The 19,550-nt window shown below is 62.9% G+C and carries 22 protein-coding genes; 5 read left to right on the forward strand and 17 right to left on the reverse strand.

The window, feature by feature from the left end; translation table 11 throughout:
• Positions 1-63 precede the first annotated feature (63 nt).
• The 4 genes from FEZ63_RS11115 to pdxY all read right to left on the reverse strand — a co-directional run bounded on the left by FEZ63_RS11115 (position 64) and on the right by pdxY (position 4,435).
• A complete protein-coding gene (locus FEZ63_RS11115; protein ID WP_150944330.1) occupies positions 64-1,629 on the reverse strand; it encodes a 2-isopropylmalate synthase in 1,566 nt (521 codons plus the stop codon).
• A gap of 337 nt (positions 1,630-1,966) precedes the next feature.
• Entirely contained in the window at positions 1,967-2,680 is a 714-nt protein-coding gene (locus FEZ63_RS11120; protein ID WP_150944332.1) for an NUDIX hydrolase, read from the reverse strand.
• Complete coding sequence (locus FEZ63_RS11125; RefSeq protein WP_150944334.1) at positions 2,680-3,582, reverse strand: PhzF family phenazine biosynthesis protein; 903 nt, start codon at positions 3,580-3,582, stop codon at positions 2,680-2,682. The genes FEZ63_RS11120 and FEZ63_RS11125 overlap by 1 nt, the downstream gene beginning before the upstream one ends.
• Positions 3,583-3,586: 4 nt before the next feature.
• On the reverse strand, positions 3,587-4,435 hold the full coding sequence (pdxY, locus tag FEZ63_RS11130) for a pyridoxal kinase PdxY (protein WP_150944336.1): 849 nt from the start codon (positions 4,433-4,435) through the stop codon (positions 3,587-3,589).
• A gap of 152 nt (positions 4,436-4,587) precedes the next feature.
• Between pdxY and FEZ63_RS11135 the strand changes: the two genes are divergently transcribed.
• The gene (locus FEZ63_RS11135) at positions 4,588-5,106 is read left to right on the forward strand and encodes a DedA family protein (protein WP_150944338.1); all 519 of its coding nucleotides are present in this window, start codon (positions 4,588-4,590) and stop codon (positions 5,104-5,106) included.
• Between the two features lie 127 nt (positions 5,107-5,233).
• On the forward strand, positions 5,234-5,587 hold the full coding sequence (locus tag FEZ63_RS11140; RefSeq protein WP_150944340.1) for a hypothetical protein: 354 nt from the start codon (positions 5,234-5,236) through the stop codon (positions 5,585-5,587).
• Positions 5,588-5,944: 357 nt separating this feature from the next.
• On the opposite strand, the gene ilvC is transcribed toward FEZ63_RS11140, so the two are convergent.
• A complete protein-coding gene (gene ilvC / locus FEZ63_RS11145) occupies positions 5,945-6,964 on the reverse strand; it encodes a ketol-acid reductoisomerase (RefSeq protein ID WP_150944342.1) in 1,020 nt (339 codons plus the stop codon).
• 281 nt (positions 6,965-7,245) lie between these two features.
• On the opposite strand from ilvC, the gene FEZ63_RS11150 reads away from it, so the two are divergent.
• Entirely contained in the window at positions 7,246-7,794 is a 549-nt protein-coding gene (locus FEZ63_RS11150) for a DUF924 family protein (protein WP_201274147.1), read from the forward strand.
• 3 nt (positions 7,795-7,797) lie between these two features.
• Here the strand turns inward: FEZ63_RS11150 and ilvN are convergent, their stop codons facing one another.
• Genes ilvN through FEZ63_RS11165 form a run of 3 tightly spaced genes read right to left on the reverse strand, consistent with a single transcriptional unit; the run spans position 7,798 to position 10,831 of the window.
• Complete coding sequence (gene ilvN, locus FEZ63_RS11155) at positions 7,798-8,340, reverse strand: acetolactate synthase small subunit (protein ID WP_150944347.1); 543 nt, start codon at positions 8,338-8,340, stop codon at positions 7,798-7,800.
• A 32-nt stretch (positions 8,341-8,372) separates the two neighbouring features.
• Complete coding sequence (locus FEZ63_RS11160) at positions 8,373-9,053, reverse strand: glutathione S-transferase family protein (RefSeq protein ID WP_150944349.1); 681 nt, start codon at positions 9,051-9,053, stop codon at positions 8,373-8,375.
• 5 nt (positions 9,054-9,058) lie between these two features.
• Positions 9,059-10,831, reverse strand: coding sequence for an acetolactate synthase 3 large subunit (locus tag FEZ63_RS11165; RefSeq protein WP_150944351.1), 1,773 nt, complete (start codon positions 10,829-10,831; stop codon positions 9,059-9,061).
• Positions 10,832-11,113: 282 nt separating this feature from the next.
• Here FEZ63_RS11165 and FEZ63_RS11170 point away from each other — a divergent pair, with 282 nt between their 5' ends.
• The gene (locus FEZ63_RS11170) at positions 11,114-11,941 is read left to right on the forward strand and encodes an RMD1 family protein (RefSeq protein ID WP_150944353.1); all 828 of its coding nucleotides are present in this window, start codon (positions 11,114-11,116) and stop codon (positions 11,939-11,941) included.
• Here FEZ63_RS11170 and miaA read toward each other — a convergent pair.
• Positions 11,901-12,851 (reverse strand): tRNA (adenosine(37)-N6)-dimethylallyltransferase MiaA, encoded by a 951-nt coding sequence (gene miaA, locus FEZ63_RS11175; RefSeq protein WP_244622755.1) that lies wholly within the window; start codon positions 12,849-12,851, stop codon positions 11,901-11,903. The two genes, FEZ63_RS11170 and miaA, sit on opposite strands and share 41 nt — an antisense overlap.
• A gap of 15 nt (positions 12,852-12,866) precedes the next feature.
• Between miaA and serB the strand changes: the two genes are divergently transcribed.
• On the forward strand, positions 12,867-13,775 hold the full coding sequence (serB, locus tag FEZ63_RS11180) for a phosphoserine phosphatase SerB (RefSeq protein WP_150944358.1): 909 nt from the start codon (positions 12,867-12,869) through the stop codon (positions 13,773-13,775).
• Between the two features lie 61 nt (positions 13,776-13,836).
• Here the strand turns inward: serB and FEZ63_RS11185 are convergent, their stop codons facing one another.
• The 8 genes from FEZ63_RS11185 to FEZ63_RS11220 all read right to left on the reverse strand — a co-directional run bounded on the left by FEZ63_RS11185 (position 13,837) and on the right by FEZ63_RS11220 (position 19,520).
• Positions 13,837-15,354 (reverse strand): DegQ family serine endoprotease, encoded by a 1,518-nt coding sequence (locus tag FEZ63_RS11185; protein WP_420846274.1) that lies wholly within the window; start codon positions 15,352-15,354, stop codon positions 13,837-13,839.
• An 89-nt stretch (positions 15,355-15,443) separates the two neighbouring features.
• Positions 15,444-15,635 carry a DUF2065 domain-containing protein gene (locus FEZ63_RS11190; protein ID WP_150944360.1) on the reverse strand — a complete coding sequence of 64 codons (192 nt, stop codon included), beginning with the start codon at positions 15,633-15,635 and terminating at the stop codon, positions 15,444-15,446.
• A gap of 6 nt (positions 15,636-15,641) precedes the next feature.
• Positions 15,642-16,568, reverse strand: coding sequence for a protease modulator HflC (gene hflC / locus FEZ63_RS11195; protein WP_150944362.1), 927 nt, complete (start codon positions 16,566-16,568; stop codon positions 15,642-15,644).
• On the reverse strand, positions 16,565-17,719 hold the full coding sequence (gene hflK / locus FEZ63_RS11200) for an FtsH protease activity modulator HflK (protein ID WP_150944364.1): 1,155 nt from the start codon (positions 17,717-17,719) through the stop codon (positions 16,565-16,567). Before hflK ends, hflC begins: the two co-directional genes overlap by 4 nt.
• A 136-nt stretch (positions 17,720-17,855) precedes the next feature.
• Positions 17,856-18,368, reverse strand: a complete 513-nt coding sequence (locus FEZ63_RS11205; protein WP_150944366.1) for a dihydrofolate reductase — start codon at positions 18,366-18,368, stop codon at positions 17,856-17,858.
• Entirely contained in the window at positions 18,365-18,757 is a 393-nt protein-coding gene (locus FEZ63_RS11210) for a type II toxin-antitoxin system death-on-curing family toxin (RefSeq protein ID WP_150944368.1), read from the reverse strand. The genes FEZ63_RS11205 and FEZ63_RS11210 overlap by 4 nt, the downstream gene beginning before the upstream one ends.
• Positions 18,754-18,978 (reverse strand): AbrB/MazE/SpoVT family DNA-binding domain-containing protein, encoded by a 225-nt coding sequence (locus FEZ63_RS11215; RefSeq protein ID WP_150944370.1) that lies wholly within the window; start codon positions 18,976-18,978, stop codon positions 18,754-18,756. Before FEZ63_RS11215 ends, FEZ63_RS11210 begins: the two co-directional genes overlap by 4 nt.
• Positions 18,979-19,040: 62 nt before the next feature.
• The gene (locus FEZ63_RS11220; protein ID WP_150944372.1) at positions 19,041-19,520 is read right to left on the reverse strand and encodes a GNAT family N-acetyltransferase; all 480 of its coding nucleotides are present in this window, start codon (positions 19,518-19,520) and stop codon (positions 19,041-19,043) included.
• Positions 19,521-19,550 lie beyond the last annotated feature (30 nt).

A 19,550-nucleotide genomic window follows, 5' to 3' on the forward strand; every position in this document is an offset into this window, starting at 1 on the left:
GGTGCCGACGAGTTGTCGGCGCGAAGTTCCCGCCCGACGGGCGAGAACTTCGGCGACATAGTGTTACTCCGCTGCGTGTTGGGCGTGCAGCCGGGCGCCATAGCTCATGAGCTTGTTCAGGGCACCCAGGTAAGCCTGCGCCGAAGCCACAAGCGTGTCCGGATCGGCCGCTCGCGAGGTAACGCTGCGATCATTGGCGGAGAGGCGAACCGAGACCTCGGCCTGCGCATCAGTGCCTTCGGTGACCGCGTGGACCTGATACAGTTCCAGCACCGCCTCGTGAGGCACCAGCGCCTTGATGGCGTTGAAGGTGGCATCCACCGGGCCGTTGCCCTCCTGCTCCTCGGTCACGACCTTGTCGTCGATCTGGAGTTTCATGGTGGCGCGCTGTGGGCCCCGCGTGCCGGCGACGATGGAGAGCGACACGAGCTTGATGCGGTCATGGGCCATGGCGATGTTCTGGTCGACCAGGGCCTCGATATCCTCGTCGTAGACGTGCTTCTTGCGGTCGGCCAATTCCTTGAAGCGGACGAACGCGTCCTCAAGCTGGTTGTCGGACAGGTCGTAGCCCATTTCGCCCAGGCGCGTGCGGAAGGCGTTGCGGCCCGAATGCTTGCCCATGACCAGCGAGGTCTTCGAAACGCCGACGCTTTCCGGCGTCATGATCTCGTAGGTCTGCGCGTTCTTGATCATGCCATCCTGGTGAATGCCGCTCTCATGCGCGAAGGCATTCCGGCCGACGATGGCCTTGTTGTATTGCACCGGGAATGACGTCGCGGCGGCAGCCAGTTTCGACGCTCGGGTCAACATGGCGGCGTTGATGCCGGTCTCGTAGGGCAGCACGTCGCTGCGGGTGCGGATCGCCATCACGATTTCTTCCAGCGCCGCATTGCCGGCCCGTTCGCCGATGCCGTTGATCGTGCATTCCACCTGCCGCGCGCCGCCATCGATCGCAGCCAGCGAATTGGCGACCGCGAGGCCGAGATCGTCATGCGTATGAGCCGAGAAAATCGCCTTGTCGGAATTCGGCACGCGCTCACGCACGGAGCGGAACATGTGACGGTACTCGTCCGGCGTCGCATAGCCGACGGTGTCGGGCAGGTTGATGGTGGTCGCGCCGGTCTTGATCGCCGCTTCGACGCAACGGCACAGATAATCGATCGAGGTTCGCGTCGCGTCCATGGCGGACCACTCCACGTCCTCCACCAGATTGCGCGCCTGCGCCACGGTCGCGGTGATGATCTCGATCACCTCGTCCTCAGTCTTGCGCATCTGATGCGCGAGATGGATCGGCGACGTCGACACGAAGGTGTGAATGCGGGGGCGTACGGCGTGCCGGACGGCCTCGCCCGCGCGTGCGATATCACCGGAAATTGCGCGCGCGAGGCCAGCGACCGTCGCATTCTTCACGCGGCTGGCGATGAGGCTGACAGCCTCGAAATCGCCATTCGACGCAATGGGGAATCCAGCCTCGATGATGTCGACGCCCATGGCGTCCAGCAAATCGGCAATTTCGAGCTTTTCCTCGAGGGTCATCGTGGCGCCGGGGCATTGCTCGCCGTCGCGCAGGGTGGTGTCGAAGATCAAAACGCGGTCACGGGGAGAGCCGGCTTTAGTGGAAATGGTCATCGTCTGGTCCTTCTCGGAGGGCGCGATCAAAGGCGCTCAAGGTTGGTTCCTGCTTTCGAACCCCTGAGTGCCCAGGCGCCAGCGCCCAGTCGACCCTCAGGGGCGACTAAGGAGAAGGAGGCCGAGGAGGCGCGCGCGATCTGCCGCGGAAGCGGGGCAGATCGTCAAAGCGCTGTGGGAGACGACGGACATCGTGACCCAATCCTCCAAAAATCGCGGGACCACCGCGACCGACAGGTCGTTTCTAGCGGGGGTTGCCCGTAATGGCAAGGCGGGAGCTTCGGATCAAGATCGGCGAGGCGGATGCCGTGCGCGCCATCCGCGTCGGCAAGGACCTCTACGGCTGGGCGAATTCCCACTGGAAGAAGGATTGCAGGAAGCGCGGCATGGTCTTTGGATCGATATCGCCCGGACCGCGCACGATCCTGAGATCCTGAAGTTCCGGCTCCCTCTGCCGTGCGATCAGGGCTCTGATCCGCTCCGCGCCCTCCACGGCCGGAACCCTCATGGTGACCGTGCGCATCATGGCCACGGTCGGCCAATGCTGCACCACGATCCACGCGTCCGCGACGTCGTAATCGCTCTCATGCAGTCCGGTTTCCTCGACCAGTTCGCGCGTCAGGCTGCCTGCGAGATCGACGCTGCCATCGGCCCGCTTGTCGGACCGGTCGGGCGTTCCCGCGGCGAAATAGACCCGGCCGGCATTGACCGTGTGATCGGCCATCACGCCGCAGATGAACGCCCCATCCGACCCGCGCAAGGCGCCCATGGCGAAGCCGTTGGTGACGCTCGGATCCGGATTGCCCATGTCGATCCAGGTCACGAAATCCGAGTAGTCGGTTTCGAAATAGGTGCTTCGGCAGAGCTCCGGCGTGACCGAAATTTCGCCGAGGAGCAGCACGCGGCCGTTGAACATCTTTGGTTTCGCGGCGATTCTTCGCTGCCAGTTGGTGGCGATAACCTGACGATTTTCCTCGGCCCAAGGCCAGCGGCGCGCCTCGCACCGCGCATCGACATCGGCCACGCGCGTAATGACGACCTCGCGGCTCATCAAAGCAATTCGCCCCGGCTGATCATGACGGCGTTCCCGCCGATTGCGGCGGATATTAGCGCCCCGTCCTTGATCACCATCTGGAGGTTGATCACGCTCGGCCGCCCCATTTCGACGCCTTGATCGATCACGAGGTCATGCTCGCCGTCCCCAAGGGGTTCGCATTGCATGAGCGCGCCCGCAAAGGCGGCGGCAGCCGAGCCCGTTGCCGGGTCCTCGGAGATCCCCATCCCGAGCCCGAACATGCGGGCGCGGAATCGAAGGCCGTCCTCGTTGCCGGCCCGGGTGTAGGCGTAAGCCGCCGGATGATCGCTGTCGCCGAAGGTCTGGTTGAAAACCTCGCCGTTGGGTTTGGCGCGCGCCAGGGCGTCCAGCGACGACACCGGCACCAGATCATAGGCGACACCCGCGGAATGCCGGCTCGGCACATGCCGGTCGAAACCGATCTCGGTCGGATCGAGACCGAGAGCCCAGGCGCAGTCGCTGCTTTCTCGACCGGTCGACCAGGTCTCCGGAAGCTTGGGCAGGCGAAAGCGCGCGCTGCCGCAGGTCGCGTTCACGATTTCGACGGCGCACGAGACAATCCCGACCTTCTCCTTGAGGCCGAACGCGGCAGCGCCCGGCTTGCCATCCTGGTCGAGCAGCGCCAGGAGGACGGCCGTCCCGACTGTCGGATGGCCGGCGAACGGCAATTCGCGTTTCGGCGTAAAAATACGGATATCGGCGCGTTGCCTTGGATCCTCCGGCGGCAGCACGAAGACCGTCTCGGAAAGATTGAACTCCCCCGCGATTGCCTGCATGGCGGCGGAATCGAGCCCGCCCGCATCGAGTACGACGGCGAGCGGATTTCCTGTCAGCGGATCGGCGGTAAAAACGTCGAGCGTCACGAAACGACGGGGCATGGCGTCAAATCTCCTCGGCGGGGAAACGGTGGGTCGGCGACACGAACTCGTCCTGTGCCGCAACCGTCAGGATTTCGCGAGAGCCTGCTTCTGCGGTGCGTTTAAGCAGCCCAAAGATCGACGCGGATGCTTCGATCAGCGCGATCTCGGCGGATTGCGAGCGGGCATAATGAACGAAAAACAAAGCCGCGATCGCATCGCCCGCTCCGTTGACGCTCAGGGACAGCTTGGGTGTGCGCACCCGCCAGTAGCGACCGCCCTCCCCGGCGATCATATCGAGCGCGTCGGAGGGCATCTCGCGTGTTTCGATGGAGGTCACGAGCACCACCCGGGGACCGAGCCGATGGACGGCCGCGATAGCTTCCTTGACCCCCGCCACGGTGTCGGTCGCAATCCCCGACAGATATTCCAGCTCGAACTGGTTCGGCGTCACGATATCGGCGGCGGGCACCGCGTGATCGCGCATGAATTCGGGAACGCCCGGACGCACGAAGACACCGCGCCCGATGTCGCCGATCACGGGGTCGCAGCAATACAGCGCGGCCGGGTTGAGGGCGCGCACCCGCGCCAGCGTTGAGAGGATCGCGTTGCCGATATCGGCCGATCCCATATAGCCCGAGAGCAGGCCGTCACAGCTCTGCAGGACGCCCCGATCCGCAATCCCGTCCACCAGTTCCTCGATGGCAGGTCCGTCGACCACGCGGCCTTTCCAGGAGCCATAGCCGGTATGGTTCGAAAACTGGACCGTATGGATCGGCCAGACCTCCACGCCGAGGCGCTGCATCGGAAAGACCGCGGAGGAATTGCCCACATGACCGTAGGCCACGTGGGATTGGATCGACAGGACGTTCATTGGTCGTGCCCCAGATTTGCAAACCGGTTAGCGCATTGGGGGCCCCGCATCAAATCGCGCTCTTTGATCCGACTCATCAGCGATGCATAAGGAACGGGTGCGACGCGACATGACAGCCTCCGCTCGAGCGCGCGCATCCCGGAGCCCTTTTCATGAACCTAGAGACCATCACGAATTCGGTTGTTGATTTCGTGCGGGCCAATCACGAATTCGCGCCCATCGTCCTGGCACTGCTGACTTTCGGCGAATCGCTTGCATTCGTCTCGCTGGTCGTCCCCGCCGCCACGATCCTGATCGGCGTCGGTTTCGTGGTGGCTGCCGCCGAGATTCCCTTCTGGCAAGCGTGGCTGGGCGCTGTCTGCGGAGGCGTTCTGGGAGGCGCGATCTCGTTTGCGATCGGACGGCGCTACAAGGCCGCGGCATATGCGGTCTGGCCGTTGTCGCGGAATGCCCGGCTGATCGAGCGCGGCGAGCGCTTCTTTCAGCGCTTCGGCCCCTGGGCGGTGTTCTTCGGCCGCTTCTTCGGCCCGACGCGGGCCGTTCTCCCCCTCATCGCCGGCATTTTTCTCATGCCCGCTGTCCTGTTCCAGTCCGCCAATATGGCGTCGGCCTTCGTTTGGGCGTTTATCGTGCTCGCGCCCGGCGCGGGACTGGCCAAATTCCTGTTCTGAGCGGCAGCAGGATACCCAAAAACCTTGGCTCTGGGCCAGAATCAATGGAATCCCCCTCCATTGCAGGAGGTGGCGGGGTGCCGTTGCGGTGCTAGCGTTTGTCGTCGCAAGCATCGGAGGCAACGCAATGACCCGGAGCCGTCAGGAGACCTACGACTGGTATGAGAATGCCACCGCCGCGAAGGCACCGCGCGCAAGGGCGGAAGCACTCCCGGCCACGACAGATTCGCGGCTGCAATTCGGCTGGTGGATCGCGGGCGTCGCATTCTCCAGCCTCTGGATGCTCGAAAGCTGGACGCACTCGTTTCCGTCGCCCAATCGGGTCGGCGGGCTCGCCGGAAGCCTTTGGGCCCTGCTGCTCTCGCTGAGCATCTGCTACGGCATCTACAAGTTCAGCAAGGTCCAGTCCAAGGCCATCGCGACGCTGCTTTGCGTCATCAGCGCCATCGTGCTGCTGCTCCATCACGCGACCAGAGTTTGAGCGAACGGACACGTTCGCTCGCAAATCGGCTCGGCGATCGGCTACCGGGGCCGAGAAAGCTGCCCCCGATGCGCAGCCTCATTGCTGAGGAAGGCCGAAGGCCTGTCCCGAAGCACGGGGCGTCTCCAGAGACCGCTGGAGGATCCTTCGAGACGCCGCTTTCGCGGCTCCTCAGGATAAGGCGGAGAGACACCTTAAAGTCGCCCCGAGGGAAACTTTCCACCAGACTCTGAGGATCGTTGCGGCATCTTCAGGAAAATGGGCCGGAGTCCACTCGATGCAAAAAAGGAGCGGCCTGAGCCGCCCCTTCTGGAGATTGTCCAGTCCCTGTGAGGACCGGCAGCGTCGTTCGAAAGCCTAGTTCCGGCTCTTGTCCACGAGCGCCTTTTCCTTGATCCACGGCATCATGTCGCGCAGGCGGCCGCCGACGTCTTCGATCGGGTGAGCAGCGTTGCGGGCGCGGGTGGCCTTGAACGAAGTCTGGTGGACCTTGTTCTCCAGCATCCAGTCGCGGGTGAATTTGCCCGACTGAATGTCGGTGAGAACGCGCTTCATTTCCGCCTTGGTGTCGGAGGTGATGATGCGCGGGCCGGTGACGTATTCGCCGTATTCGGCGGTGTTCGAGATCGAGTAGTTCATGTTGGCGATGCCGCCCTCATAGATCAGGTCGACGATCAACTTGACCTCGTGGAGGCACTCGAAATAGGCCATCTCGGGAGCGTAGCCCGCCTCGACCAGGGTCTCGAAGCCCGCGCGGATCAACTCGACGAGGCCGCCGCAGAGGACGACCTGCTCGCCGAAGAGATCGGTCTCGCATTCTTCCTTGAAGGTGGTCTCGATGATGCCGGCGCGGCCGCCGCCATTGGCCGACGCATAGGAGAGGCCGAGATCATGGGCGTTGCCGGTCGCATCCTGATGGATCGCGATGAGGGTCGGAACGCCGCCACCGCGCTGGTATTCGGAGCGCACGGTGTGGCCGGGGCCCTTGGGCGCAACCATCAGCACGTCGAGATCTTTGCGCGGATCGATGAGGTTGAAATGCACGTTGAGGCCGTGCGCGAACAGCAACGCTGCGCCCTGCTTCATGTTGGGGGCAAGGTCGGCCTGATAGATATCGGCCTGCAACTCGTCCGGCGTCAGCATCATGACGACGTCAGCCCACTTGGCGGCCGCGGCCACTTCCATGACCTTGAGGCCTTCCTTCTCAGCCTTGGCGGCCGAGGGCGAGCCCTTGCGAAGCGCCACGACAATGTCCTTCACGCCGGAATCGCGCAGGTTCAGGGTGTGGGCATGGCCCTGGCTGCCGTAGCCGACAATGGCGACCTTCTTGCCCTTGATCAGATTGATGTCGGCATCCCGATCGTAATAGACACGCATGGTTCTTGAGTCCTCTTCAAGGGGATCTGCCCCCGATCTACGTTTGCGCCGCGCTCTCAACCTAGCAAGATGCGCAACATTCGAGTTTTCCAGCGCCGTTTTAGCGAACAAAGCTGCGCTGGCAAGCTATCGTTTGTCCGAAAATGGCCGGGGACCCGTGCTTGCCATGCAGGGCTCCGGCTGTCCCGGACGGGCGAACGGGGTGTCGAGCGTGCAATCTCGCCTTCGACACTCTAGATGAATGAGCAATCCCCCTCCGATCCGTCAGCCGAGGAATGTCGATGCACCACCTGGCCACTCCCGATGAAGTCGTCGCCTTCTGGCGCGATGCCGGTCCGTCGAAATGGTTTTCGAAAGACGATGCCTTCGACCAGACCTGCCGCGACCGATTTCTTCCCACCTACGAGGCTGCCGCGCGAGGCGACCTCAATGAGTGGGAACTCGCGCCTGAGAGCGCCCTCGCCGTGGTTCTCCTCCTCGACCAGTTTCCCCGCAACATGTTCCGGGGCGACCGCGCGACCTACAAGACCGACCCCGTAGCGCTCCTCGTCGCCGATCGCGCCATCGAGCGCGGCTACGACAAGAAAGTCGGGCCGCAATTGCGGGCCTTCTTCTACCTGCCCTTCATGCATTCCGAGAATCTCCGGGACCAGGAGCGTTCGGTCGCGCTCAACGAGGCGCTCGGCGCGCCGGAATCCGTTAAATTCGCCCATCATCACCACGATATCATCGCTCGCTTTGGTCGCTTCCCTCACCGCAATGCCATCCTGCGGAGAGAATCCACACCGGAGGAAATCGAGTTCCTCACGCAGGACGATTTCCGCGGTTAAACCTCACATTCCTTCCGCACCGCGCGCCATCGCGGCGACGCCCGTGCGTGAAACCTCGGCCAGGCCGACGGCCGTCATCAGTTTGATGAACCGCTCGATTTCCTCGGTCGTGCCGGTCAGTTCGTACACGAACGAGGTCAGCGTCGCGTCCATCGTGCGCGCGCCGAATGCCGCCGCGAGACGCATCGCCTCGACCCGGTGATCGCCTTTGCCGACAACTTTCACGAGGCAAAGCTCACGCTCCACCGCGTCGCCCGTGAGCGTGAGATCGACGACCCGGTGAACCGGCACCAGTTTCTCCAGGTGGCTCTTGATCTGCTCGATGATGCTGTCCGTCCCCGCCGTGATGATGGTGACCCGGGAGATATGGGCCTCATGCTCGGTTTCGGTGACCGTCAGGCTCTCGATGTTGTAGCCGCGCCCGGAGAACAGGCCGGCGATGCGCGCGAGCACGCCGGGTTCATTGTCGACGACCACCGCCAATGTGTGACGGCTGATGGGTTCGACGAGGGTGGCGGCGGGGTAATGTGTGCTCATCTGAGTCATTGCTCTTGAAGTTTCGGGCTCTTGAAAAGGTCTCAAGCGACGTTTCGAAAAGTTTCGATCGGTTCTTCGTCGACTTCGTCATGGTCCACGACCCATGCTTCCCGTAAGGCCGCCTCCCGCCACTCGCGAAATGCCGGCAAGGACAGCACGGCATCCACGTAGGCTCGCGTGTTCGCATCGAGCGCGATCGAGTAAGTGTCGAGGCGCGTGGCCAGAGGCGCGAACATGGCGTCGGCTGCCGAGAATGCGCCGAACAGAAACGGACCCGCGGCCCCGAACCGCTCACGTGCTTGGCGCACGATCTCGCTGAAGCGCGCCACATCCGCGGCCACACCCGTGCCGCGATCGCGCGTGGAGTATTTCTTGCCGAGATTCATCGGGCAAGCGGAGCGCAGATGCTGGAAACCGGAATGCATTTCGGCCGCGACCGAACGCGCCATCGCGCGCGCTTTGCGATCCTGCGGCCAGACAGCTGCGCCGAACGCATCGGCCACGTGTTCCATGATCGCGATGCTCTCCCATGCGGTCACGTCACCGTCGATCAGGACGGGCATCTTGCCGGCGGGAGAGTATTCGAGAATGCGCGCCTTCGTATCGGGCAGGTCGAGCGGAATCACGACCTCGTCGAAGGGCACGCCGAGCTGCTTCATCAGCAGCCACGGACGCAGCGACCACGACGAGTAGACCTTGTTGGCGATCACAAGCTTCGGCATCGAAATCACACCAGCATCTTGCCCTTCTCGTCGATCACGGAGCCGATATCGGTGCCCGCCTCGCCGAGATAGTCGTTGAGCAGCATCTCGTTATGCGCCTTGCCCGAGGGGATCATCGGGAAGCAGTTCTCGGTCTTGTCCACCACGCAATCGAAGATCACCGGCCGGTCGACATTGATCATCTCCAGGATCGCCGCATCGAGATCACCCGGCTTGTCGCAGCGGATTCCGACACCGCCATAAGCTTCGGCGAGCTTCACGAAATCGGGCAGCGATTGCGAATAGCTCTCGGAGTAGCGCCCGCCATGCAGCAATTCCTGCCACTGGCGCACCATTCCCATATACTCGTTGTTGAGAATGAAGACTTTGACCGGCAGCCGATATTGCACGGCGGTCGACATCTCCTGCATGTTCATCAGGATCGACGCTTCGCCCGCAATATCGACGACCAGCGCTTTTGGATGCGCCAGTTGCGTACCGATGGCGGCAGGCAGGCCATAGCCCATCGTGCCGAGGCCGCCGGATGTCATCCAGTGGTTCGGTTCCTCGAAGCGGAAATATTGGGCCGCCCACATCTGGTGCTGGCCGACTTCCGTCGTCACGAAAGTCTCACGATCTTTCGTCAATTCATACAGGCGCTGAACGGCGTATTGCGGCTTGATGGTCTGATCCGACGGACGGTAGGCGAGACAGTTGCGTCCTCGCCAGCCGTCGATCTTGCTCCACCATTCCTTCAGCGCGACCTTGTCGACCTGCGGAGCCGTCTGACGCCACAGGCGCACCATGTCTTCGAGCACATGGGCGCAATCGCCGATGATCGGGATATCGACCTTGACGTTCTTGTTGATCGACGAGGGGTCGATATCCACGTGGATGCGCTTGGAGAAAGGCGAGAACGCATCGAGCCGGCCGGTGATGCGATCGTCGAACCGCGCCCCGATATTGATCATCACGTCGCATTCGTGCATCGCGAGATTGGACTCGTAGGTCCCATGCATGCCGAGCATGCCGAGGAATTGCGGGTCAGCCGCCGGATACGCGCCCAGGCCCATCAGCGTCGAGGTCACGGGGAAACCGGTGAGACGCGCGAGTTCCCGCAGCAGCGCGGACGCATGGGGTCCTGAATTGATCACGCCGCCGCCCGTATAGAACACCGGCCGCTTGGCGTTCGCCATCAGTTCGATGGCGGCGCGGATCTTGTCCATGTCGCCTTTCACGGTCGGGCGATAGGTCTTGTGCTGATTATTGGTCGGGCGCGTATAGGGGCCCGTCTTGAACTGGATGTCCTTCGGCAGATCGACAACCACGGGCCCGGGCCGGCCTGTGGACGCCACATAGAACGCCTCATGCAGGATGCGCGGCAGGTCGTCGATCGATTTGACGAGATAATTGTGCTTGGTGCAGTGGCGCGTGATGCCGACCGTGTCGCATTCCTGGAACGCATCGGAACCGATCAGGTGGGTCGGCACCTGTCCGGTGATGCAGACGATCGGGATCGAGTCCATCAGGGCGTCCGTCAGGCCCGTCACCGCGTTGGTGGCGCCGGGGCCCGAGGTGACCAGCACGACGCCGACCTTGCCGGATGAGCGCGCATAGCCCTCGGCCGCGTGAACCGCGCCCTGCTCGTGCCGCACGAGGATATGCTTCACCTGATCCTGATGGAAAAGGGCGTCGTAGATCGGAAGGACAGCGCCGCCCGGATATCCGAAAAGATGCTCGACTCCCTGATCCTGCAGGGTGCGGATCACCATTTCGGCTCCCGTCATCGTCTCGCTCATGTCACTCGCTCCGTCGGTCTCTGTTTTTCATATGCTGGAGGAAATCAGGCAATAAAAAAGGCCCCTCGTGGGGGGCCTGTGCGCCATCGCCGGAACTGCAGGATCAATCCTGCTCCGTCGATGGCGTTCGTACTACGAGAATAACCTTGCGCACAGATGCGGCTCTCTATTCAAAAGTTGCGCAGACGCTAGCCGATGCTTTTCATCCGGTCAAGCGATCTCGCATTTGGCGAATAACAGCCGAGCTTTTATGATGCGGCCCCTCGATCTGGCAGGCTGACGATGTCCGAAATCTTCCCCTCTAATGGATCGCCCGCGCGTGGGCCGCGGGTGACCGCGCGCGCCTTGCTGCTGGGCGACCGCATCGACGTGGCAGGTCTCGAGCGCAGCGATCTTCTCTCGACGGCGCCGCTCGCATTCAAGGCCGGGCAGGATGGGTTCGTGGCCCTGTTCCGCTTCGGCGTCGCGGTCCTGGTCGGCCTGACGCCGCTGGAAGAGGACGAGGTGATCCGGGGGTTGCGCCAGCGCGTCGTCGGCGAGTTCGCGCGCCACGAGGAAGAGACGGCGATCATCGAGTTGCTGCCCGAGAAGGAGGATCAAATCCCTCCCGGCGGCCCGATCTTCGTCAAGGATCTCTCGCCCGCCCGGCTGGTGGTGGTCGCCGATGCCCTGTCCAAGAGTGTCGTCCTCGCCCGCGACGAGAAGGCCGCGGCCGCGGTTTTCGAACAGGTCGAGCCTTTCGCGCGCTTCCTCGCCGAAAGAGGTCGTCGCCCGGCCGGCCGGCGCGAAATCCTCAAGCACATCGGCAATGCGCTGCTCGTCCGGCAGCGGGTTTCCGGCAGCGTGGCGGTCGAGGAAAAGCCCGACGTTTTGTGGGATCGTCCCGACCTCGAACGTCTCTACGCCCGGCTCGAAGACGAATACGAGCTGAAGGAGCGGGCCACATCGCTGCACCGCAAGCTCGACGTGATCGGCGACACCGCTCAGGCCCTGACGGACCTGATCGACACCGAACGAGGCTTGCGGTTGGAGCTGATCATCGTGCTGCTGATCGTTTTCGAGATCATCATCACGTTCTACCAGATGTGGACCGGCCAGGGGGGACATTGAGCGCCCTCATCACGCTCGCATAAGCGGCTTCCGGCGCGACCCATTCCCAATCCGCAAGCTGGTGCCGGAACCACGTGAATTGCCGCTTGGAATACCGGCGCGTGTCGCCCTGCCCCTGGGCAATGGCCTCGTCGAGGCTGATTTCCCCGCGCAGGTGAGCAAGCAGCCCCGGCACGCCGTGGGCGCGCATGGCCGGGAGCATCGGGTCGAGACGGCGCGCGCCGAGCGCCCGGACTTCCTCGATGGCGCCCGTTTCCATCATGGTGACGAAACGTTCGTCGATGCGCTTTCGCAGCTCATCCCGTTCGGGCGACAGAAAAAGCTTGACCGCTCGCCGATCAGCAAGCGGACCCGGTCGGCGCGCACCATGGAACGACGCCAGCGAGCGGCCTGTCGCCGCGACCACCTCCAGGGCACGCTGGATGCGAAGCCGGTCGGAGGGCCGCAGGCGCGACGCCGTTTGCGGATCGCGCTCGGAGAGGAGCCGGTGCAAATCTGGCGTTTCCAACCCTTCGCTCTCGCGTCGGATATGCTCGCGAACCTCATCGGGAACCGTCGGCATATCCGACAGGCCTTCGGTGAGCGCCTTGAAATAGAGCCCTGTCCCCCCGACGAAAATGGGAATTCGCGCGGTTCCACATTCCTCGAGCATCGACACTGCATCGGTCACATACCGGCCGACCGAGAAGTTGACGCTCGCATCCACCTGCCCGAACAGCCTATGTGGGACCTCGGCTTCGTCCTCAGGCGTGGGGCGCGCCGTGATGATGCGCAGATCGCCATAGACCTGCATCGAATCCGCATTGATGACGACGCCACCAAGCGCTTTCGCAAGCCTGATTGCCAATGCGGACTTGCCTGAAGCGGTCGGCCCTGCAATGAGAATCGCCCCGATCTCAAGGTCACTCACGAAACGGTCCCCACGATGGCATCTCCTCAGGATCTCATGGTCGCGACGCTCATTGCCAACCCGACCCGGCGGGCCTTGACGGACGCGCTCATCGCAAGGGCCGCAAAGGCGCTCGGACAAGAAACGCAACATGCCACGCTGGCAAGTGGAATTGCCGCCGACCTTTTCCCGCACGCCGGTATCGAGCCCGCCATTATCGAGGCGAGCCTGCGGGACGTGATCGGGGATGAGCCCATCGACCTCGTGCTCCAGCCTTTGGCGCAGCGCCGCAAGAAGCTTTTCCTCGCCGATATGGATTCCACCATGATCGGGCAGGAATGCATCGACGAACTGGCCGATTTCGTCGGCCTGAAGACGGAGGTCTCGGCCATCACCGAGCGCGCCATGAACGGCGAGATCGCGTTCGAGCCGGCCCTGCGGGAACGGGTCGCCCTGCTGAAGAACCTGCCGGTGGGCGTCGCCGATGAGATCATGGCAAGCCGCATCACCCTGACCCCCGGCGGCCGCGAGCTCGTTCAGACCATGCGGGCGAAGGGCGGCTATACGTGCCTGGTTTCCGGCGGTTTCACGCTTTTCACCGGCCCGGTCGCGGCCAAAATCGGCTTCCACGAGCACCGTTCGAACCGCCTGCTCATTGCGGGCGAAAAACTTGACGGCAGCGTGGAGGAACCGATCCTCGGCCGCGAGGCCAAGCTCGCGACCTTGATCGAACTTCGCGATCGTCTCGGGCTTTCCCACCACGAAACCATGGCTGTCGGTGACGGCGCCAACGACCTCGCTATGCTCGGCGAAGCGGGTCTCGGAGTGGCCTTCCATGCCAAGCCGGCGGTTGCCGCAGCGGCACATGCCAGGCTCGACCACGGGGACCTGACGGCGCTGCTTTATGCGCAAGGGTATGTTGCGAGCGAGATCATCGCAGGGTGACGTGGACGCCAACAAAAAAGGCGGCCCAGAAGCCGCCTTTTTCATTCATTGACGACGGTTCCTATTCCACCGAAAGCGCCACGAACCTCACCTCGCCTTGCGGATTGGCGACCAGAAGCAGCGCCGATTTCCGGCCCTGGCTCTTGAGCGATTCGATCCGCTTGGTGACGTCGGCCGGGGTCGAAACCGGCTCCTGGCTTACTTCGACGATGACCTCGCCGGCCTGGATCCGCTTGTCGGCAGCGGCCGAATTCGGATCGACGCGGGTGATGACCACACCCTTCAGATCGTCTTTCAGGTTGTAGCGGCGGCGAAGCTCATCGTTGATGCCGGACAGGTTGAGGCCGAGTGCCTGACGGGTCACCGTTGGGGTCTCCGTCGACGGCGCCTGCAGCGTCGCCTGCTTCTCGCCATCCTCCAGACGTCCGAGGGTAACCTGCTTGGTCAATTGCTGGCTCTTGCGGACTATCACCACGTCGACCGCCTTGCCGACAGGGCTGGACGCCACGATGCGCGGCAGGTCGCGGGATTCCTTGACCTCCCGGCCATCGAACTTGACGATCACGTCACCCACTTCGAGGCCGGCCGGTTTCGCCGGTCCTTTTTCGTCGATGCCGGCGATCAGGGCGCCGCGGGCGGAGCCGAGATTGAGGGCTTCGGCGGTTGCGTCGTCAACGTTCTGGATCCGAACCCCGAGCCAGCCGCGGCGAGTTTCACCGAACTCGCGAAGCTGCTCGATGATCGGAACGGCGGTGGAGGCCGGAACCGCAAACCCTATGCCGACGGAGCCGCCAGTCGGGGACAGGATCGCGGTGTTGATGCCGATGACCTCCCCCTCCATGTTGAACAGCGGGCCGCCGGAATTGCCTTTGTTGATGGCCGTGTCGGTCTGGATGTAGTTGTCGTAGGGACCCGACTCGATATTGCGGCCGCGGGCCGAGATGATACCGGCCGTGACGGAGCCGCCGAGGCCGAACGGATTACCGATCGCCATCACCCAATCGCCGGGGCGCAACAGGTCGGAATTGCCGAATTTCACCGCTTTGAGCGGCTTGTCGCTCTTCACCTTGAGCACGGCCAGATCGACCTTCGAATCCTTGCCGATGATCTCGGCCTTGAGGCGCGTGCCGTCAGGGAAGATAACGCTGATGTCGTTGGCGTCGCCGATCACATGGTTGTTGGTGACGACGATGCCCGAGGAATCGATGACGAAGCCGGATCCGAGCGAATTCGAGCGCCGCTGGCGCTGCGGGGCGCTGTCGCTCCCCCCATTACCCTGACCGCCGCGACGGTTGAAGAACTCCTCGAACAGATCTTCGAAGGGCGTGCCGGGTGGAAGTTGCGGCAGGGTGCGGTTGCGCGCTTCCACGGTCGTCGACGCGGAGATATTGACCACCGCCCCGGTTACCTCCTCCGCCAGATCGGCGAAGGATTCGGGTGCCGAGCGCGCCTGCGCCACCATCGGCACCGACGTGGCCAGCAGGGTTACGACGGCCAAGCAGGAAGCTGCCGCCCGGAACCGTGAAGGGCGGCGAGATTGGGCCCGGGAAGACGCCGGCACATCCATCGTGTGGTCCATCGATGATCCTCTCCTGGAGAACATGAAATCTAGATTGTCGCTCTGCACCGTCATTCAAGCGCGGATTACGGCGGAAGCGGGGCTAAATCCTAGCCCAATTGGCGGATGCCCCACACGATCGCGACACCAACGACGGCCGAGATGATGCCGACGATCCGCATGCGGTCGCTCGGGCTGTGCGCCGCCTCATACATCGCCCGCCGCATCCCGTCCGGGAATGCCGCGAACAATATGCCCTCGACCGCGAGAGCGAGGCCGAGGGCTGATATGAGGTCCAGCATATGCTGCTATTGCGCCGGCGCAGGCCGAGCCGGAGGCGTGGCATTCGCTGCCCCGTTCCGGACACCGGATGCGTCCTTGAAGAACCGGAAGAAGTCGGAATCGGGGCTCAGGACGAGCCGCGTGGCATTCGACTTCAGGCCGTTCTCATAGGCCTGCATGGAGCGATAGAATGCGAAGAACTCCGGATCCTGGCCGAAAGCCTCCGCCAGGATGCGGTTCTTGTCCGCGTCGCCCTGACCGCGCAATTCTTCCGCCTGACGATTGGCCTCGGCGCGGATGACGATCGCCTCGCGCTCGGCGCGCGCACGGATCATCTGCGCTTGCTGCTGCCCGTTCGCCCGCAGATCCGCAGCCTCACGCTCACGCTCGGTGCGCATCCGCTGGTAGACGGCCTGGCTGTTGGCGGCAGGAAGATCGACGCGCGTCAGCCGGACATCCACCATTTCGATGCCAAGGCTTGCCGCTTGCTTGTTCACATCCTCCTGGATGCGGTTCATCAACGCGCCGCGTTCCGTTCTGACAATGGCATCGCGCGACGCGCTGGCCAGAATGTTACGCATGGCTGAGTTCGTGAAGCTCGTCAGGCGCTGGTTGGCGAGGGGGATGCCGCCGACGGCCTGATAGAACTTCAGCGGATCGACGATGCGGTAACGCGTGAACGCGTCGACCTCGAGGTTCTGCCGGTCGGCGGAAAGCAGGGTCTGGACCGGGAGGTCGAGATCGAGCACCCGCTTGTCGAAATACGTCACAGTGTCGATCAGCGGCATTTTGAAATGCAGCCCGGGATCGTCCTTGATTTCCGCCTGCACGGCGCCGAAGCGAAGAACAAGCGCGTTCTGGGTCTGCTGCACGAAGAAGACCGAACTGTAGAGAACGATCACGATGACCCCCAGGAGAACCAGGAGACCGGTGCGAAGAGCGGAGTTGTTCATCGCGTGGCTCCCGGCTGGGTCGCAGCGGCGCCGGGCTGGAGCGCCGGTCGTTGCAATTCGTTGAGGGGAAGGAACGGCACCACGTTCTGACCGTTCTGGCCGTTCTGATCGATGATGATCTTGTCGATACCGCCGTAAACGCGCTCCATCGTTTCAAGGAAGATCCGCTCGCGGCTGATCGCCGGTGCCTTACGGTACTCCGCATAAACCTGCTGGAACCGGCTGGCCTGACCTGACGCGTCGGCAACCGATTGCTCGCGATAGCCTTCCGCCTGCTGGACCGTCTGCGAGGCCTCGCCTCTTGCCTTCGGAACGACCTGGCTCGCGAAAGTCTCCGCCTCGTTCTGCACGCGGACAGCATCCTGCTGGGCGGCGTTGACGTCGAAGAAGGCCTGCTTCACGTCAGCCGGCGGCTGGACCGCCTGCATCTGCACGACATTGATCAGGACACCGGCGCCGTAGGCGTCGAGGGCCTCCTGCATGATCTGGCGAACCTCCTGGGCGACGCTCGCCTGTTCGGTCGTCAGCACCGCCTGGATATTCCGGCGCCCGATCACCTCGCGCATGGCGCTCTCGGCCACCGCCTTGATGGTGCCTTCGGGGTTCTGGAGGTTGAAGACGAAGTCCTGGGCCCGCGCGGCGTTGACCTGCCAAACTGCATCGAAATCGATATCGACGATGTTTTCATCGCCGGTCAGCATGAGGCTCTCCTCGATCACGTCGCGCGAACGCTGCTGCGCATTGGCCGAGGAGCGGTAGCCCACTTCAATCCGCTGCTGCTCGGTCACGTTCGGCTTGAGCACGCGCCCGATCGGATAGGGCAGGTTGTAGCGAAGCCCCTCCCCGGTCGTGCCGGTGTATTTGCCGAAGATCATGTTGATGCCGACCTCGCTCGGCCGGACGGTATAGAACCCGGTCAGGAGCCAAATGACGATGGCGCCGAGGAGAAGCGCGATCAGCCCCTTGCCGCCCATGGAGCCGCCGGGGATGAAATTCTTCAGGCGATCCTGGCTGCGGCGCAGGATATCTTCGAGATCGGGTGGGGCTCCGTTGCCCTGCGGGCCGCCAGAACCCCAAGGGCTCTTGCCGCCGCCCGATCCGCCGCGTTGCCCCCAGGGGCCGCCGCCGCCGCTTTGGTTACTCCAAGGCATAGGTCGCTTTTCCTCACTCTGAAAAGACCGGCCATCGTCAAGCCGATAGGATTAAGGCGGTTGTCGGTGTTTCGTCTCACGCCTGTCAAGGCTGCGAGTTGGGGATTGCGGCGGCTTTCTTCAACGGGGACAGCCGTCAACGCCGCCGTTCGAGGTCAATAAAGGTAAACGGGTGCTCATCATCCGGGCCTTTCGGGTGATCCTGACGTCCAAATTCCCTAAAAACGGATGGGTCGAGGGCCGGGAACACGGCGTCGCCCTCGGGCGCGGCGTGAACCTTTGTGAGGAAAATTTTCTGCACATGCGGCAAGGCAAGCGCATAAATTTCCGCCCCGCCCACGATGGCGACCTCGTTGGCGCCCATGGATTGCGCCAGGGCATTGGTCTGCGCCACCGCATCGTCCCATGTCCGCGCCGCGTGGGTGCCCGCTGCCTCGAACGCCGGATCGCGGGTAAGCACAACCGTTTCCCGCCCCGGCAGCGGCTTGCCGATGGATTGGAAGGTCTTGCGCCCCATGATCATGGGCTTGCCCCATGTCAGGGCGCGAAAACGCTTGAGATCGGTCTTCAGGCGCCACAGGAGGTGATTGTCCCGGCCGATGACGCCGTTATCCGCAGCGGCGACGACAAGAATGAGGGTGGGGGTCATGGCTGTATCGGCATGAGATGGTGTTCTATCCATTGGGCGAGTTCGTCTTCACCAACCTCACCGGCTGCGAGTTTCAAGAACGTGATGACAGATTCCTCATCGCTTGCCGTCGCCATTAGACCGTTTTTGGCGAGGAAAAGCTCCATCGCCACGTACGCGGTTCTTTTGTTGCCGTCCAGAAATGGATGATTCTTCGCGATTCCAAAGGCATAAGCGGCCGCGAGCAGCGGCAAATGCGTTGAGCCATATTGCGCCTTGAGTTCCGGTCTGGCGAGCGCCGAGTCGAGCAGTCCCTCGTCCCGAATCCCGTTGATGCCACCATGCTCCGCGAGTTGGGCGGCATGGATGCTGAGAATGAGGCGCTTGGAGATCCAGCGGATCGCCGTCATTTAGCGAGTTCGCGCAGGACAGCCCTTCGCTTTTGCATGATCTCGCGCGCAAGCTCCATGTCGGCTTCAAATTCGGGATCATATGGCGAAAGCTCAATCCCGTTTGGAGTCTCCGAAACAAATAGCTGATCTCCGGGCATAACTCGAAGTTTCAACGCTACATCTCTCGGTAGAACAACTCCCACCGAGTTGCCGATTTTTCGAACTTTGAGACCGGGCACAATATTTCTCCTGTGACAACAAAAGTTATCACAGCCGTCCCGGTCGAGCAATGTGAATCAGTTCAACTCCCCGCCAGCCGTTCCAGCGCCTCTCCGGTCACCCGCTGCACCGTCCATTCGTCCATCGGCAGCGCCCCGATCGATCGATAGAAGCGCAAAGCCGGCTCGTTCCAGTCCAAAACCCACCATTCGAGACGTGGAAGACCTTCGGTGACGCACCGGCGGGCAAGGGTTTGCAGGAGCGCCTTGCCGACGCCCTTGGATCGGAACTCGGGTCTGACGAAAAGGTCCTCGAGATAAATTCCGTGGCGGCCGCGAAAGGTCGAAAAATTGTAGAACCACAGGGCGAAGCCCGCTGGTTTACCGTCCCATTCGGCAATATCGGCAAATGCGCGAGGCTGCGGACCGAACAGCGCAGCCTCGATATCGGATCGCGTGGCGACGACCTCATGCGCCAGTTTCTCGAACGCTGCCAATTCCCGGATGAACTCGAGAATCAGGCCGGCGTCGCCTTGTTGCGCATTTCGAACGTGGAGGGTCATCCGGACAAACTCTCGGCGGCAGGACACCAC

It is taken from the genome of Microvirga brassicacearum, from assembly GCF_008757455.1.
Taxonomy (GTDB): Bacteria; Pseudomonadota; Alphaproteobacteria; order Rhizobiales; family Beijerinckiaceae; genus Microvirga; species Microvirga brassicacearum.